The 14,567-nt window shown below is 70.1% G+C and carries 11 protein-coding genes; 6 read left to right on the top strand and 5 right to left on the bottom strand.

Features of this window, described 5'->3' with window-relative positions:
• The first annotated feature begins 395 nt into the window (after window positions 1-395).
• Window positions 396-572 carry a hypothetical protein gene (locus NFT33_RS09625; RefSeq protein ID WP_251674893.1) on the top strand — a complete coding sequence of 59 codons (177 nt, stop codon included), beginning with the start codon at window positions 396-398 and terminating at the stop codon, window positions 570-572.
• Window positions 573-646: 74 nt separating this feature from the next.
• On the opposite strand, the gene NFT33_RS09620 is transcribed toward NFT33_RS09625, so the two are convergent.
• Both NFT33_RS09620 and NFT33_RS09615 read right to left on the bottom strand, forming a co-directional pair.
• A complete protein-coding gene (locus NFT33_RS09620; protein ID WP_251674891.1) occupies window positions 647-1,885 on the bottom strand; it encodes a DUF1501 domain-containing protein in 1,239 nt (412 codons plus the stop codon).
• 50 nt (window positions 1,886-1,935) lie between these two features.
• Window positions 1,936-3,399, bottom strand: a complete 1,464-nt coding sequence (locus NFT33_RS09615; RefSeq protein WP_251674888.1) for a DUF1800 domain-containing protein — start codon at window positions 3,397-3,399, stop codon at window positions 1,936-1,938.
• Window positions 3,400-3,521: 122 nt separating this feature from the next.
• On the opposite strand from NFT33_RS09615, the gene NFT33_RS09610 reads away from it, so the two are divergent.
• The 3 genes from NFT33_RS09610 (at window position 3,522) to NFT33_RS09600 (ending at window position 6,310) form a co-directional block, all read left to right on the top strand.
• Window positions 3,522-4,178, top strand: a complete 657-nt coding sequence (locus NFT33_RS09610) for a GNAT family N-acetyltransferase (RefSeq protein WP_251674886.1) — start codon at window positions 3,522-3,524, stop codon at window positions 4,176-4,178.
• A gap of 186 nt (window positions 4,179-4,364) precedes the next feature.
• Window positions 4,365-5,189: a DUF2726 domain-containing protein gene (locus NFT33_RS09605; protein ID WP_220786011.1), complete on the top strand. Its 825-nt coding sequence runs from the start codon at window positions 4,365-4,367 to the stop codon at window positions 5,187-5,189.
• Window positions 5,190-5,248: 59 nt separating this feature from the next.
• Window positions 5,249-6,310, top strand: coding sequence for a serine/threonine protein kinase (locus NFT33_RS09600; RefSeq protein ID WP_251674884.1), 1,062 nt, complete (start codon window positions 5,249-5,251; stop codon window positions 6,308-6,310).
• Window positions 6,311-6,325: 15 nt separating this feature from the next.
• Here the strand turns inward: NFT33_RS09600 and NFT33_RS09595 are convergent, their stop codons facing one another.
• From NFT33_RS09595 to htpG, 3 genes are all read right to left on the bottom strand, one after another.
• Window positions 6,326-8,665 (bottom strand): VIT and vWA domain-containing protein, encoded by a 2,340-nt coding sequence (locus tag NFT33_RS09595; protein WP_251674881.1) that lies wholly within the window; start codon window positions 8,663-8,665, stop codon window positions 6,326-6,328.
• Window positions 8,666-8,686: 21 nt separating this feature from the next.
• Window positions 8,687-9,127, bottom strand: a complete 441-nt coding sequence (locus tag NFT33_RS09590) for a MerR family transcriptional regulator (RefSeq protein WP_149502536.1) — start codon at window positions 9,125-9,127, stop codon at window positions 8,687-8,689.
• A 99-nt stretch (window positions 9,128-9,226) separates the two neighbouring features.
• Window positions 9,227-11,119: a molecular chaperone HtpG gene (gene htpG, locus NFT33_RS09585; protein ID WP_251674879.1), complete on the bottom strand. Its 1,893-nt coding sequence runs from the start codon at window positions 11,117-11,119 to the stop codon at window positions 9,227-9,229.
• 325 nt (window positions 11,120-11,444) lie between these two features.
• On the opposite strand from htpG, the gene pilB reads away from it, so the two are divergent.
• Window positions 11,445-13,241, top strand: coding sequence for a type IV-A pilus assembly ATPase PilB (gene pilB, locus NFT33_RS09580; protein WP_376744144.1), 1,797 nt, complete (start codon window positions 11,445-11,447; stop codon window positions 13,239-13,241).
• 88 nt (window positions 13,242-13,329) lie between these two features.
• The gene (locus NFT33_RS09575) at window positions 13,330-14,556 is read left to right on the top strand and encodes a type II secretion system F family protein (protein ID WP_251674875.1); all 1,227 of its coding nucleotides are present in this window, start codon (window positions 13,330-13,332) and stop codon (window positions 14,554-14,556) included.
• Window positions 14,557-14,567 lie beyond the last annotated feature (11 nt).

The raw sequence follows: 14,567 nt of genomic DNA, 5'->3' as shown, positions 1-14,567 counted from the left end.
GCGCTGATTTCTTGCTGTTTCATCCCCTCAGCATCGCTCGGATCTGACACGACGGGTGTTTGGTTTTGTTAGCCGCTCTAAAGGCCGGGGCAACGGATTCAGCAGAGACGCCGTTCCGTTAAGATTGAATTTGCACATTGGGCAAGCAGTGGTTGCCGCCACTGCTGCCCTGTGCCCGGCGTGCGTGCGCACGTCGGCTTTGGTGCTCGCCCCAGAGGTACCGAGCGGTTGCAAGTTAGCAAAATGCTACCGAGATGATACCTCTACCCAAGGCAGCGTGTGTTTTCAAAGTGCTTTAAAAATGCTCTGAGCGTGCACACGCCGAAGGGGTTGCCTCTGCCATGACGGCAGGGGATGGGTCGAGCTTTTTTCCATAAAAGCTTGAAAAGGATGCCATGCGCATCAAGATCACCCACATCGAGATCACTTCATCGCCATCACCCACCACAGCATCCCCCTTGCCAGCGACAAGCTGGTCGACCGGGCTTTTTCAACGCATCCTGCAAGGCCTGATCGCCAATGAAGCGGTGAAGCTGCTGGGGAAGCTGATCAACACGCTTTGGGGCGGATAAGCACCGCCACCCCAGCTTGACGATCGAGGGGCACCGTTCATGGTGCCCCTTTTTGTTTGAGCATCTGGCACCCGTCAAACCAGCCCGCCCCCCGGCCCTGACGCGCCCGCCACCCGCGCATCGAACACCCGCGCCAGCCGCGCCGCGTCCAGCCCGTACAGGCGGCCGAGCAGGCCGGCGAGCAGCACGCGGTAGTCGTTGAGCACCGGCCAGTCGCGGCCCTGGTGCAGCGTGGCGAAGCCGACCGGCACCTGCTCGCCGGCGATGCGCCCGCCGCGCAGCGCGCCGCCCAGCACCATCCAGGTGGTGCCGTGGCCGTGGTCGGTGCCGCGGCTGCCGTTCTCGCGGAAGGTGCGGCCGAACTCGCTCATCACCACGACCACGGTGTCGCGCCAGGCGGCCTCGCCCAGCTCGGCGGCGAAGCCGGCCAGACCGCGGCCCAGCTCGCCGGCCCGCGTGGCCAGCGCACCGGTGGCGCCGCCCTGGCCGACATGCGTGTCCCAGCCGCCGATGTCGACGAAGCCCAGGCGCCAGCGCTCGCGCATCAGCCGGGCGATGCGGCGGGCCTCGCCCTCGAAGCCGCGTGCGGAGATCGCGCCGCGGCCGGCCGGCTCCATGCCCGGCGCCAGGTCCTGCTGCGCCATGCGGCGCACCTCCAGCCCGTCGTCGACCGCGCCGGCCAGCGCGGTGCCGGCGTACATCTGGCGCAGCCGCGCCGCCTGGCGCGCATCGATGCCGGCCAGGCTGGCGCCGTCGAGCGCCTGGCTGGGCACCGGGATGTCGCCGCGCAGGATCAGCGGCAGCTCGCGCGTCAGCGCGATCACCTCGCCGCGGCCGGCGCCGATCTCGGCGGCCAGGCGGTTCATCCAGCCGCTGCGGCGCACCTCGGCGGGCGAGCCGTCGGCCGCTCCCATCTCCAGCCGGTCCTGCGTCTCGAAATGGCTGCGCGACAGGTCATGGATGCCGGTGAAGGGCAGGAAGGCCAGCTCGCCGCGGGCGTAGAGCGGCAGCAGGCTGTCGCCCAGCGCCGGGGCCAGCGCCCAGTCGACCTCGCCGGGCAGGGCCAGCGCGGCCTCCACGCCGCCGCCCGGCCGGGCGATGGCGATGCGCGGGCGCGCCGTCAGGTAGTCGTCGCTGGCCGCCGGCACCAGCAGGCTGGCCATGTCGCAGGCGCCGCGCAGGAAGACCACCAGCAGCCGGGGCCGGTCCGCCGGCGCGGCCCTCAGCCGCCAGGGCGTGGCCAGCCCGGCCAGCGCGGCGGCGCCCAGCAGCCGGCGGCGGGTCGACGACATCTGGCGCGGGTCGGAACGCATCATGAATCTCCTTCGGATGAGCGAAGACATCGGCCGGCCGCCCGCCCGCTTCAGCCGCGCATGAACTCCGGCGAGGACAGCAGCAGCGCGTTGCGCTCCTGCGGGGTGCGGACCTGATCGAGCACGCCGCGGCTGCGCTCGCCCAGCGGCACCAGCTGGCCGGTCTCGTCGAGCAGCGCGACCGGCCGCGGCGGCGCCGCAAAGGCCCGCGCCAGCGCACGCGCCACCTCGAAGCGCGCCACCATCTGGCCGGCGCCGGCCCAGGACGCCTCGTCGAGCGGATAGCCGTCGGGCGTCTGCCGGCCGAAGGGGCGCTGGCCGAGCCGGCCCAGCGCGCTCCACAGCGGCGCGGTGTCGAGCACCGGCACGCTGTCGCCCGCCAGCCGCGCGGCCGACACCACATGGAGCAGCGGCTCCTTGAAGCGCCGCCCCAGCGAGGCCTCGAACTCCGGATCGGCGAACAGCAGCGCCAGCACCGGCGCGATCGCGCCGTCCTCGTCGAGAAAGCGCCGGCCCAGGCGGTCGATCAACCCCGCCGAACCCGGCACGCCGAGCCAGAACAGCGCCAGCTTCGTGCAGAGATGGCGGGCGGTGGCCGGATGGCGCGCCAGCAGCCGCAGCGCCTCGACGATCTCCTCGCGACCACGCCCGCCGGCAATGCGCCGGCCCAGCAGCGTCTTGTCGCCGTCGTCATGGCGCGCCGGGTTGAACTCGGCCAGGCCATCGCGCCAGTGCTGCGGCTGCTGCGCCGGCTTCATCTTCGGCAGCTGGCCCGGCTCGGCCAGGCTCAGGCCCAGGCCGCTCAGCACCCGGGCCAGCTCCTGCACGTCGCGCTGGGTGTAGCCGCCGTCCACGCCCAGCGTGTGCAGCTCCAGCAGCTCGCGCGCGTGGTTCTCGTTCAGGCGCCCGGCGGCGCTGGACTCGTTGTCGAGATAGCGCAGCATCGACGGCTGGAAGGTGGCGGCCTGCAGCAGGTCCTCGAAGCGGCCGAGCGCGCGCTCGCGCAGCGCCTGCTCATGGTCGCCGACCAGCGCCCGCAGATTGGACTTGGCCGCGGCGACGCTGAAATGGTTGCTCCAGAACCAGGTCATGCGCTCGCGCACCCCGTGGGGCGAGTGCAGCGCCAGCAGCAGCGTGCGGTCGACCGCCTCGCGATGCAGCTCGTCGAGCCGGCGGTTGGCAGCCTGCCGGTCCTCGCTGCGGCGCAGCTGCTCGATCTGCTGCAGCCGCGCCAGCGGACTCATGGTCACGATCGACATCTCCTCCAGCCGCGCCTGCACCGGTGCGGGCAGGCCTTCGCCGGACGCGGGCCGCAGCAGGCTGGCGATCATGCGGCGGCGCCCGCGCTCGTGCCAGCGCAACGCGGTGGCGGCATCGATGCCCCAGCCCAGCCGCTCGGCGCAGGCACGCTCGGACGGCGGCAGCCGCGGCGGCGTCCGCGGCCGGCCCGAGGGCGCCGAGGCACAGCCGGCCAGCATCAGCGCGCCCGCACCCAGGCCCTGGCGCAGCAGCAAACGCCGTACCGGATCCTGAGCTTCTGATGAAGCCGGCAATTTTTGCTGCATTGCAGCATCAGCATCAGGGGTTCTGCACATCGACAAGCTCAAGACCAAGGGTTGCCCCGTATATTGACGTCATGAATACCCCCCCGGCTTCCCCGACACGGCAGCGCGCCTGGTGGCGCTGGGTGCCGATCCGCCGGCTGGATGCCTCGCATCGCAGCCGCATCGAACGCCATCTGCTGGCACTGAGCGCGCATGACCGCTATCTGCGCTTCGGCTACCCGGCCAGCGACGAGCGCATCCGGCAGCATGTGGCCTCGATCGACTTCCAGCAGGATGAGGTGTTCGGCATCTTCGATCATCGCCTGCAACTGCTGGCGATCTCCCATCTGGCCTGCTGCGATGTGGCCGGAGCCCACCACGGCATGCGCCGGATGGCCGAGTTTGCCGTGTCGGTGGATCTGCGGGCGCGTGGGCGCGGCCACGGCGCACGCCTGTTCGACCATGCGGTGCGCCATGCACGCAATCACGGCATCGACAGGATCTACATCCATGCGCTCAGCGAGAACACCGCGATGCTGCGCATTGCGCGCCAGGCCGGCGCCGAGCTGCGCAACGAGGGCGGCGAGACCGAGGCCTGGCTGCACCTGCCGCCCGACACGCTGATGAGCCAGCTCGAGGAGCTGTTCGCGCGTCAGGCCACCGAGCTGAGCTACCAGTCGCGGCGCGGCCAGCGCCAGTGGCGCCACCTGCTGGCGCTCGGCCGCCATCTGCTGCAGCCCGGCCGCTGAGCGCACCCTGCCCCGGCCGGACGACGGACGGCAGGTCTGCCCATGATCGACGGCTGTTGCAAACAGCAAATCTGTTGACATGGCGTTACATAATGGCACCCATGGGGTGCCAATTGCCGGTTCAGGTGGCCGATAGAGCGGCGTAGGCATCCACCGCCTTCACCTTGCAAACTCTCGGAACCTCCCATGCCCATCCAAGTCTGGATCCTCGCCCTCGCCGCGATCGCAGGCATCATCGGTCTGGCGGTGCTGGTCCTGCGGCGCTCCGGGGCAGCCGCCAGCGGCAACGCCGAGCTGCCCACCGAATGGCCGCTGACCCAACGCCCCATCTTCTCGCCCGAGGAACGCGCGCTCTACCGCCAGCTGCGCACCGCGCTGCCGCATCACATGATCCTGGCCAAGCTGCCGCTGGTGCGCTTCTGCCAGCCCGAGGACCGCGAGGAGCTGCGCTACTGGTTCAACCTGCTCGGCCCGATCCATGTGAGCTTCGTCGTCTGCGCCGACAACGGCAAGGTGCTGGCCGCGGTCGACATCGAGCGGCCGAGCCGGCCAGCCTCCAAGCGCACCGCGGCGATCAAGCTGGCGGTGCTCGACGCCTGCCGGGTGCGCTATGTGCGCTGCCGCGCCGACCAGCTGCCGACCGCGGCCGAGCTGCAGCTGCTGGTGCCCGCCAGCGGCGACAGCCAGCGCCCGGCGGTGCCGGGCAGCCCGGACGACACGACCGCGCAGCGCCGCTCGACGCTGGCCAACGCGGTGCGCAACGGCGCACCGGCCAACGGCGCGAGCAGCCAGTGGTATGAGTCAGGCTTCTCGCACGACTCCTTCTTCGCGCCGGAAACCCAGCGCGACCCCTTCGACGACTCGCCGCGCGCCACCCCGGCCGGCGCGCCCAACGGCACCGGCGCCGCAACCGGCAACCGCAGCTGGGCCGGCCAGTCGACCAGCAAGTTCAACCCCGGCGACTTCGGCCCGCCGGGCGACGCCGCCGGCGACATCGTCGGCAAGCGCTGACCCGCGGCGGGCGGACCCTGCCGCCGGCCCGGACGCGGCCGGTTCGCTAGGATGCGCCGATGACCGCATTCCCGCCCTCCCCCGATCTGCCCTATGCCGGCCTGACCCCGCACGCGGTGCTCGACGCGCTCGACGCCGCCGGCCTGCGCGGCGACGGCCGCATCCTGCAGCTCAACTCCTACGAGAACCGCGTCTTCCAGGTCCATCTGGAGGAAAGCCTAGACCCGCAGGCCGCGCCGCCCGCGGTGGTGGTGGCGAAGTTCTACCGCGCGGGCCGTTGGAGCGACGCGCAGATCCTCGAGGAACACGCCTTCGCACGCGAGCTGGCCGAGGCCGAGGTGCCGGCCGTCGCGCCGCTGGCGCTGCAGGCGCCCCCCGAGGCCCCTGCCACCCTGACGCTGCAGGGCCGGCCGCCGACGCTGGCCACGCTCGAGGGCTGGCGCTTCGCGGTGTCGCCGCGCTGCGGCGGGCGCTCGCCCGAGCTGGAGGATGCGTCGGTGCTCGAATGGATCGGCCGCTTCCTGGGCCGCCTGCACACGGTCGGCGCGCGCCGGCCCTTCGCGCAGCGCCTGACGCTCGACGGCAGCGCCGCGGCGCGCGCCTCGGTGCAGTGGCTGATCGACGGCGACCGGCTGCCGCCGGACGCGCTGCACGGCTGGCACGACACCTGCCTGCGCGCGCTCGATGCGGTCGACACCCGGCTGCGGCGCCACGGCGCGCTCGAGCTGCTGCGCCTGCACGGCGACTGCCATGTCGGCAACCTGCTGTGGACCGCGGCCGGGCCGCATTTCGTCGATCTGGACGATGCGGTCAACGGCCCGGCGGTGCAGGACCTGTGGATGCTGCTGGGCGGCGACCGCCACGAGATGCAGACCCAGCTCGGCGCGCTGCTCGACGGCTACGAGACGATCCGCGAATTCGACCGGCGCGAACTCGCGCTGATCGAGCCGCTGCGCACGCTGCGCATCATCCAGCACAGCGCCTGGATCGCGCGGCGCTGGGACGATCCGGCCTTCCCGGTCGCCTTCCCGAGCTTCGAGAGCCCGTCCTACTGGTCGCAGCAGACGACGCTGCTGCGCGAGCAGATCGCGGCGATGGAGGACGAGCCGCTGGTGGCCTGAGCCAGGCGGGAGCGCTCAGGCTGCGCCCCAACGCTCGGGACGCAGCGCCTCGCGCAGCACCGCCACCAGGGCCCCGCGCCAAACCCCGCCGCTGGCCGGGTGGCACGGCGCCCGCCGATCGACATCCCAGTCGCACAGCAGCTCGATCAACGCGGCGAGCAGCTCGTCCGATCTCTCCGGCTGGCCGCAGGCCTTCAGCGCCTTCACCACGGTGGCGGACAAGCCCATCCGCTGCAGATCCGTCCAGTCCAGCGGGGTCCGCGAGCTCCGAGCGCTCATCACGCCCTGCACGAAGCCCGACGGCGAACCGGCACGTTGCGGCCCCTCGTCGCTCGGCACGGACCTCGCTGCGCGAGTCCTGAGCTTGCCCGGGCCGTTGCGATCCATCATGTCGCGGATCGCCTGGGCCTCACGTTTGGCTGCGGCTTGACGGGCCGCCTGGGCCTCGCGGTCCGCCTCCGTCATGGGCGCACTCGGCATGGCCAAGCGCATGGGGGACCTGCAGGCCCTCGAAAACGGTGTGACGCTGGGCAGAATGGGCGTCGCCATCTGCGGCACCACCTGCTGGCGCGGCATCGTCAGCACCGGGGGCATGTCCTGCCGCTCGTCGACCATCAGGAAGCGCGTGCCCGAAGACATCAGCCGCGCGGCCAGCACCCGCTCGAGCAGCGACGGCGGCAGCGCGCTGCCCGGCGCCTGGGCGTGCGCCACCTGCGCCAGCTCGGCCGCGACCAGCATGCGCGGCAGCCTCTCCCCCGCCTCGTCGAGCGCGCTCACCGGCAGCCGCGCCAGCTCGACCGGCTCGTCCGCCTGACCGAGGCGATCGCTCGGCAGGCCCTCGAGCACGAAGTCGCCCTCGGTCGGCAGCCGCTCCAGCCAGAGGCGCAGCACCAGCGTCTCGCCGGGAAAACCGATGTCCGGCGGCGCCGAGGCCCAGATCGGCTCGCCCGCGTCCGGAGGCAGCCGCAGCCTCAGCCCGGTGCAGCCCGGCTCGCGCAGCCGCGCGAAAAGCCGCCGCATCGCGCCCCCGACCGCCTCGCCGTGGGTGACGAACTCGCTGGCGCCGCCGGTCTGCAGCGCCAGCTCGCGCAGCATCGCCTCCGGCACCGCCGGGCCGATGCCCACGACGAAGATGCGCTGCCGGCCCGCCCGCGCGGTCTCGATCAGCTCGGTGACGCCGTGGATCTGGCCGTCGGTGACCAGCAGCACGTCGCAGGAACCGTCGGCCGGCAGCGCCAGCACCGAGGCCAGCGCCCGGCTCATCTCGGTGCCGCCCAGATCGGCCGCCAGATGGTCGACCCACTCCTGCGCCGCCTGCAGGCTCGCCGGCGTGGTGGTCCACAGCGCGCGGCTGCGGTGCTGCACCTCGGTGCCAAAGCGCGACAGCGAGAACTGGTCGCCGCTGCGCAGCGACGCGATGCCATGGCGCAGCGCCTGCTGCGCGGACTGCAGGCTGGCGCCGCTCATCGAGCCGGAGCAGTCGATCAGCATCTTCAGGCGCATCGGCCGGCTGACCGGCGCCAGCGTCTCGGGCGGCGCGGCCGGAACCGGCATCGCCAGCAGCACCGGAATGCGGCCCGTCACCAGCGCCGCATCCGGCGCGGCGCGCAGCCCCAGCGACAGCCCCGGCAGCCGCTCCAGCACCAGCACCAGATCGCGGTCCAGCCAGCCCGGCTGCGCCAGCGTGACCGCGACGCTCCGGCCGTCGCCGGAGGGCTCGACCGCCAGCGCATGGCTCGGCGAGGACAGCCGCGCCCGGGCCAGCGGCCCGTGCAGGCGCAGGTCCAGCTCGAAGGGATATTCGACCGTCGGCGAGACCGGCGCGACCTGGTGAGGCTGCAGCCCGGCCTGCTGCTGGGGGTTGCCGTAGCGCGGCGCGATCACCGTCGGCACGATCAGGCGCAGGTGCCCGGCCTGGGGCTGCAGCTCGCAGGCCTGGCCCAGCCGCAGCACGCACTCGGCGCCGGGGCGCAGATGGCCGAGGTTGAGCGAGAAGGAGCCGTTGCGGTTGGACTCGAGCATCACCGCGCTGCGCCCCTCGCACAGCGCCTGCTCATAGCCGATGTCGGCCTGCGCCGCGGGCACGATGCGGCCGGTGAGCCGCTGCCCGTCGAGCTGCACCTCGATGTCGAGCAGCACCGCGCCGGCCGGCAGCGCGAAGGTGTGGATCACCTCCAGGCTCTCGTCGGTGTCGTTGCGGAAGACCAGCTCCAGCGTCGACTCGAACAGCAGGCCGCGCAGCTCGCCGCTCACCCGCGCCCCGCGCAGCAGCGGCAGGGACGGCGATCGCCGGTGACGCTCGGCCGGCAAGCCAGGGGAATTCTGGAACGGGTTCGATGCGGTGGGCTGGGTCAAGCGCTGCTCCTTGGTCGACGGTCAGGGGGGCGGCTGCGCTCCCGCTCCGATCGGTCCCAGCGCCTCGTCCCAGGCCGCCATGACCGCACGCACGAAGACGCGCAGCTGTTCGGACGACACGCCGGCCCGGCCGGGGTCGATGACAAGCGCGACCCCGTCGGCCACCGTCAGATGGCTGCACACCGTCACCGTGCCGGGCGAAGGCGCGCGGGCGGGCAGCTCCGGCGTCTCGCCATGCAGCAGCTCCCGGATGCGCTCCAGGGACAGGCCGGCTGCGCTCCAGCGCCGGATCTGCAGCAGCTGCTCCAGATGCCGTGCGCCGTAGCGCGCCGCCCGCGTCTCGCCGACCGGACGGTCCACCAGCCCGAGCTGCACGTAGTAGCGCACCGTCCGGGCCGGCAGATCGACCAGTGCGCACAGTTCCGCCAGCGTGTGGCCGGCAGCGTCGGGGGTCGTCGTCATGGCGCGATTATGATCACCACAAGTGTCACATTCAACTGTCTAAATTGAAACCAAAAAAACGCCGGCAGCGCCGGCGTTCGGAGATCTGGGGCGGCTGACTCAGCCCAGGATCAGCGCCTGGATGCGCTTGACATGCGCGGCCGGGTCTTCCAGCTGGCCGCCCTCGGCCAGCAGCGCGTTGTCGAACAGCACCTGCGCCAGGTCGTCGAACTGCGCCGCACCTTCGGGCAGCGCGGCGAGCTTCTTCACCAGCGCATGCTCGGCGTTGACTTCCAGCACCGGCTGCGAGTTCGGCGCGCTCTGGCCGGCCTGCTTGAGCAGGCGCGCCAGGTGGCCGCTCATGTCGCCCTCCTCGACCACCAGGCAGGCCGGCGAGTCGACCAGGCGGGTCGTGACGCGCACATCCTTGGCGCGGCTGGCCAGCGCGGCCTTCAGGCGGTCGAGCGTCGGCTTGAAGGATTCGGCGGCGGCCTCGGCCTGCTTCTTCTCGTCCTCGTCCTGCAGCTGGCCCAGATCGACCGCGCCCTTGGCAACGCTCTGCAGGCTCTTGCCTTCGAACTCATACAGGTGCGAGAGCATCCACTCGTCCACCCGATCGGTGAACAGCAGCACCTCGATGCCCTTCTTCTTGAAGATCTCCAGCTGCGGGCTGTTCTTCGCGGCGGCCAGGGTCTCGGCGGTGATGTAGTAGATCGCCTCCTGGCCTTCCTTCATGCGCGAGACATAGTCGGCGAAGGAGACGCCCTCGTCGGCGTGCGTGGACGCGAAGCGCAGCAGCTTGGCCAGGCGCTCCTGGTTGGCGTGGTCCTCGCCGACGCCTTCCTTCAGCACCGCGCCGAACTGCTTCCAGAACTCGGCGTACTTGGCCTTGTCGTCGGCGCTCTCGCTGTCGGCCAGCGATTCGAGCATCGACAGCACGCGCTTGGTCGAGCCCTCGCGGATCGCGCGCACGTCGCGGCTTTCCTGCAGCAGCTCTCGAGAGACGTTCAGCGGCAGGTCGGCCGAATCGATCACGCCCTTGACGAAGCGCAGGTAGACCGGCATCAGCGCCTCGGCGTCGTCCATGATGAAGACGCGCTTCACATAGAGCTTGACGCCGCCGCGCTTGTCGCGGTTCCACAGGTCGAACGGCGCCTTGGCCGGGATGTAGAGCAGCTGCGTGTACTCGGTGCGGCCCTCGACGCGGTTGTGCGTGTAGGCCAGCGGCGCGGTGGTGTCGTAGGTGAGCTGCTCGTAGAAGGCCTTGTACTCGGCGTCGGTGATGTCCGACTTCGAGCGCGTCCAGATGGCCGCGGCCTTGTTGACCGGCTCCCAGTCGTCGGAGGCGACGTTCTCGCCCTTCTCGGCGTCCCACGACTCCTTGCGCATCAGCACCGGCAGCGAGATGTGGTCGCTGTACTTGCCGACGATGCTCTTGAGCTTCCAGGTCGAGAGGAACTCGTCCTCGCCCTCGCGCAGGTGCAGGATGATGTCGGTGCCGCGGCGCTCGCGGGTGATGGTCTCGACCTCGAAGTCGCCGGTGCCCTCGCTGGACCAGCGCACGCCTTCGGTCGCGGCCAGGCCGGCGCGACGGCTCTCGACCGTGATGCGGTCGGCGACGATGTAGCCCGAGTAGAAGCCCACGCCGAACTGGCCGATCAGGTTCGCGTCACGCGCCTTGTCGCCGTCGAGCTTGGCCATGAACTCCTTCGTGCCGCTCTTGGCGATGGTGCCGAGGTGGTCGATGGCTTCCTGGGCGGACAGGCCGATGCCGTTGTCGCTGATGATGATGCGGCGCGCGGCCTTGTCGAAGCCGATGCGGATCTCGAGATTGGGCTGATCCTCGAACAGCGAGGCATCGTTCAGCGCCTCGAAGCGCAGCTTGTCGCAGGCGTCCGATGCGTTCGACACCAGCTCGCGCAGGAAGATCTCCTTGTTGGAGTACAGCGAGTGGGTGACGAGGTGCAGCAGCTGCTTCACCTCGGCCTGGAAGGACAGGGTCTGTTTTTCCATGGTCGTGAGTCGTCTCGGAAGATCTCTGAGGAAATCGAAGGATTCGCCGGCCGCGGGCGGCCAAGGCTTCCGAGCATGAGGCCGGGCGAGCGCTTTTCAAGAGCCGCGCCCGGACCCGTCCCCACCCCACCGGACCCGGGGGCGAATCCGAACGTGAATTTCTGGCGAATGTGAAAGCAATTGATACCGGCATGGCGAATTTGCACGTGCAGGTCACTTTTTCGAAGGGCGGCTGAGTTACAAGCTGACCCGACGCCGGCCCGCTGGATCACCCGGATCCGGGGCTTGCAATCCGTGATTTACAGCACGGAGCCGATCGCGGATCATGCGTTTTTCGCCTTCGGACCCTCTTTGTCTACCTCCTTTCGCAACCGTCTCCGTCGTCCTTGCCGTGGCAGCAGAAATTCTTCCTGATGGACCCGCCAGCACCCTGTCTGGCGTGGCACGCGTGCTGGTGCTCGCCGGCAAGCTGCCCTCGCGGATCGCGGAAGACCTGTCGCGGGTGGCGCGGGACCAGCGGCGCAGCTTCGTGTCGGCGGTGGTCAGCGCCAATGCGCTGAGCGCCTATGACCTGGCCTGCTCGCTGTCGCAGGTGCTCGGGCTGCCGCTGCTCGATCTCGACGCGATCGACATCAACCGGCTGCCGCAGAACCTGGTCGACGCCCGCACGCTGTCGCAGTACCAGGTGCTGGTGCTGGGCCGGCGCGGCAGCCGGCTGTTCATCGGTGGCGCCGACCCGACCGACCAGGAAGCGGTCGACCGGATCAAGTTCGCCACCCAGCTCACGCCCGAGTGGGTGGTGCTCGAGTACGACAAGCTCGCCCGCATCGTCGACGCCAAGTCGACCTCGGCCGGCGATGCGCTCGACTCGATCGTGTCCTCCGGCGACTTCGACTTCGAGGTCGAGGAGCAGGACGCCAGCACCAAGGCCGACGACGAGGTCGCTTCCGCCGAGGTCGAGGACGCGCCGGTGGTGCGCTTCCTGCAGAAGATGCTGGTCGACGCGATCAACATGCGCGCCTCCGACCTGCACTTCGAGCCCTACGAGAACACCTACCGGGTGCGGTTCCGCATCGACGGCGAGCTGCGCGAGATCACCCAGCCGCCGATCGCGATCAAGGACAAGCTGTCCTCGCGCATCAAGGTCATCTCCAAGCTCGACATCTCGGAGAAGCGCGTGCCGCAGGACGGCCGCATGAAGCTGAAGTTCGGCAGCAAGGCGATCGACTTCCGGGTCTCGACGCTGCCGACGCTGTTCGGCGAGAAGATCGTGATCCGGATTCTCGACCCGTCCTCGGCGCGGCTGGGCGTGGACGCGCTCGGCTACGAGCGCGACGAGAAGGAGCGGCTGCTGTCGGCGGTGCGCCGCCCCTACGGCATGATCCTGGTGACCGGCCCGACCGGCTCGGGCAAGACGGTGTCGCTCTACACCTGCCTGAACATTCTCAACCAGCCCGGCGTCAACATCTCCACCGTCGAGGATCCGGCGGAAATCAACCTGCCCGGCGTCAACCAGGTCAATGTCAACGACAAGGCGGGCATGAACTTCGCCGTGGCGCTGAAGGCCTTCCTGCGCCAGGATCCGGACGTGATCATGGTCGGCGAAATCCGCGACCTGGAAACCGCCGACATCGCGATCAAGGCGGCGCAGACCGGTCACCTGGTGCTGTCGACGCTGCACACCAACGACGCGCCGACGACGCTGACCCGGCTGCTGAACATGGGCGTGCCGGCCTTCAACATCGCCGCCAGCGTGATCCTGATCACCGCGCAGCGCCTGGCGCGGCGGCTGTGCGAGAACTGCAAGGCGCCGGCCGACTATCCGCGCGAGGCCCTGCTGCGGGCCGGCTTCGCCGCCGACGATCTGGACGGCAGCTGGCGGCCCTACCGGGCGATCGGCTGCTCGGCCTGCAACAACGGCTACCGCGGCCGCGTCGGCCTGTACCAGGTCATGCCGATCACCGAGGCGGTCCAGCGCATCATCCTCGCCCAGGGCAACGCGATCGACATCGCCGAGCAGGCGCGGCGCGACGGCGTGCGCGATCTGCGCCAGGCCGGACTGCTCAAGGTGCGCAACGGCGTGACGACACTGGAAGAAGTGATTTCCGTCACCAACCAGTGAGCCCGCGAGCATGTCTCTGAGCCCGGGCCCGCGGCCCGCATCTTTTCCGTCAGCGCGCGTCTGACCCCTGCCAGGAGGCACACCGACAATGGCCACAGCGGCTGCGAATGCATCGAAGAAGGTCAAGGAATTCGTCTTCGAATGGGAGGGCCGCGACCGCAACGGCAAGGCGGTGCGCGGCGAGATGCGCGCCGGCGGCGAGGCGATGGTCAATGCCAGCCTGCGCCGGCAGGGCATCCTGGTCAGCAAGGTCAGGAAGCGCCGCATGTCCGGCGGCAAGGCGATCAAGGGCAAGGACATCGCCATCTTCACCCGCCAGCTCGCGACAATGCTGAAATCCGGCGTGCCGCTGCTGCAGGCCTTCGACATCGTCGCGCGCGGCAGCCCGAACCCGCGCCTGACGCGCATGCTCACCGACATCCGCAGCGACGTGGAGACCGGCACCAGCCTGTCGGCGGCCTTCCGCCGCCACCCGCTGCAGTTCGACGCGCTCTACTGCAATCTGGTCGAGGCCGGCGAGGCCGCCGGCATCCTGGAACAGCTCCTCGACCGCCTGGCGACCTACCAGGAAAAGACGATGGCGCTGAAGCAGAAGATCAAGTCGGCGCTGGTCTATCCGGTGGCGGTGCTGGTGGTGGCTTTCATCGTGGTCGCGGTGATCATGATCTTCGTGATCCCGTCGTTCAAGCAGATCTTCTCGTCCTTCGGCGCCGACCTGCCGACGCCGACGCTGCTCGTCATCGCGATGTCGGAGTTCTTCGTCGAGTACTGGTGGCTGATCTTCGGCAGCATCGGCGCGGGCATCTATTTCTTCATCGAGAGCTGGCGCCGCTCGCCGAAGATGCAGATGGCGATCGACCGGGCGGCGCTGAAGCTGCCGGTCTTCGGCGACCTGATCCACAAGGCCACCGTCGCGCGCTGGACGCGCACGCTCTCGACGATGTTCGCCGCCGGCGTGCCGCTGGTGGAGGCGCTCGACTCGGTCGGCGGTGCCTCGGGCAATGCGGTGTTCACCCAGGCCACCGAGCAGATCCAGCGCGATGTGGCCACCGGCGCGGCGCTGACCTCGTCGATGCAGGCTTCGGGCATCTTCCCGAACATGGTGCTGCAGATGGCCTCGATCGGCGAGGAATCGGGCTCGCTCGACCAGATGCTCGGCAAGGTCGCCGACTTCTACGAGCAGGAGGTCGACGAGGCGGTCAAGGGCCTGTCCAGCCTGATGGAGCCGATCATCATCGTCGTGCTCGGCTCGATCATCGGCGGCATCGTCGTGGCGATGTACCTGCCGATCTTCAAGCTCGGCCAGGTGGTCTGACCCACCGCGCG

The organism is Sphaerotilus sp. FB-3 (assembly GCF_023706025.1).
GTDB classification, from domain to species: Bacteria; Pseudomonadota; Gammaproteobacteria; order Burkholderiales; family Burkholderiaceae_C; genus Sphaerotilus; species Sphaerotilus sulfidivorans.
The sequence above is the reverse complement of the archived record's forward strand: the minus strand, read 5'-3'. Positions and strand labels throughout refer to the sequence as shown.

Coding starts and splice junctions, on each gene's coding strand:
- pilB (WP_376744144.1), top strand. CDS start 11,445: ATGCGTTTTTCGCCTTCGGACCCTCTTTGTCTACCTCCTTTCGCAACC.
- NFT33_RS09620 (WP_251674891.1), bottom strand. CDS start 1,885: ATGCGTTCCGACCCGCGCCAGATGTCGTCGACCCGCCGCCGGCTGCTG.
- NFT33_RS09590 (WP_149502536.1), bottom strand. CDS start 9,127: ATGACGACGACCCCCGACGCTGCCGGCCACACGCTGGCGGAACTGTGC.
- NFT33_RS09625 (WP_251674893.1), top strand. CDS start 396: ATGCGCATCAAGATCACCCACATCGAGATCACTTCATCGCCATCACCC.
- htpG (WP_251674879.1), bottom strand. CDS start 11,119: ATGGAAAAACAGACCCTGTCCTTCCAGGCCGAGGTGAAGCAGCTGCTG.
- NFT33_RS09600 (WP_251674884.1), top strand. CDS start 5,249: ATGACCGCATTCCCGCCCTCCCCCGATCTGCCCTATGCCGGCCTGACC.
- NFT33_RS09610 (WP_251674886.1), top strand. CDS start 3,522: ATGAATACCCCCCCGGCTTCCCCGACACGGCAGCGCGCCTGGTGGCGC.
- NFT33_RS09575 (WP_251674875.1), top strand. CDS start 13,330: ATGGCCACAGCGGCTGCGAATGCATCGAAGAAGGTCAAGGAATTCGTC.
- NFT33_RS09605 (WP_220786011.1), top strand. CDS start 4,365: ATGCCCATCCAAGTCTGGATCCTCGCCCTCGCCGCGATCGCAGGCATC.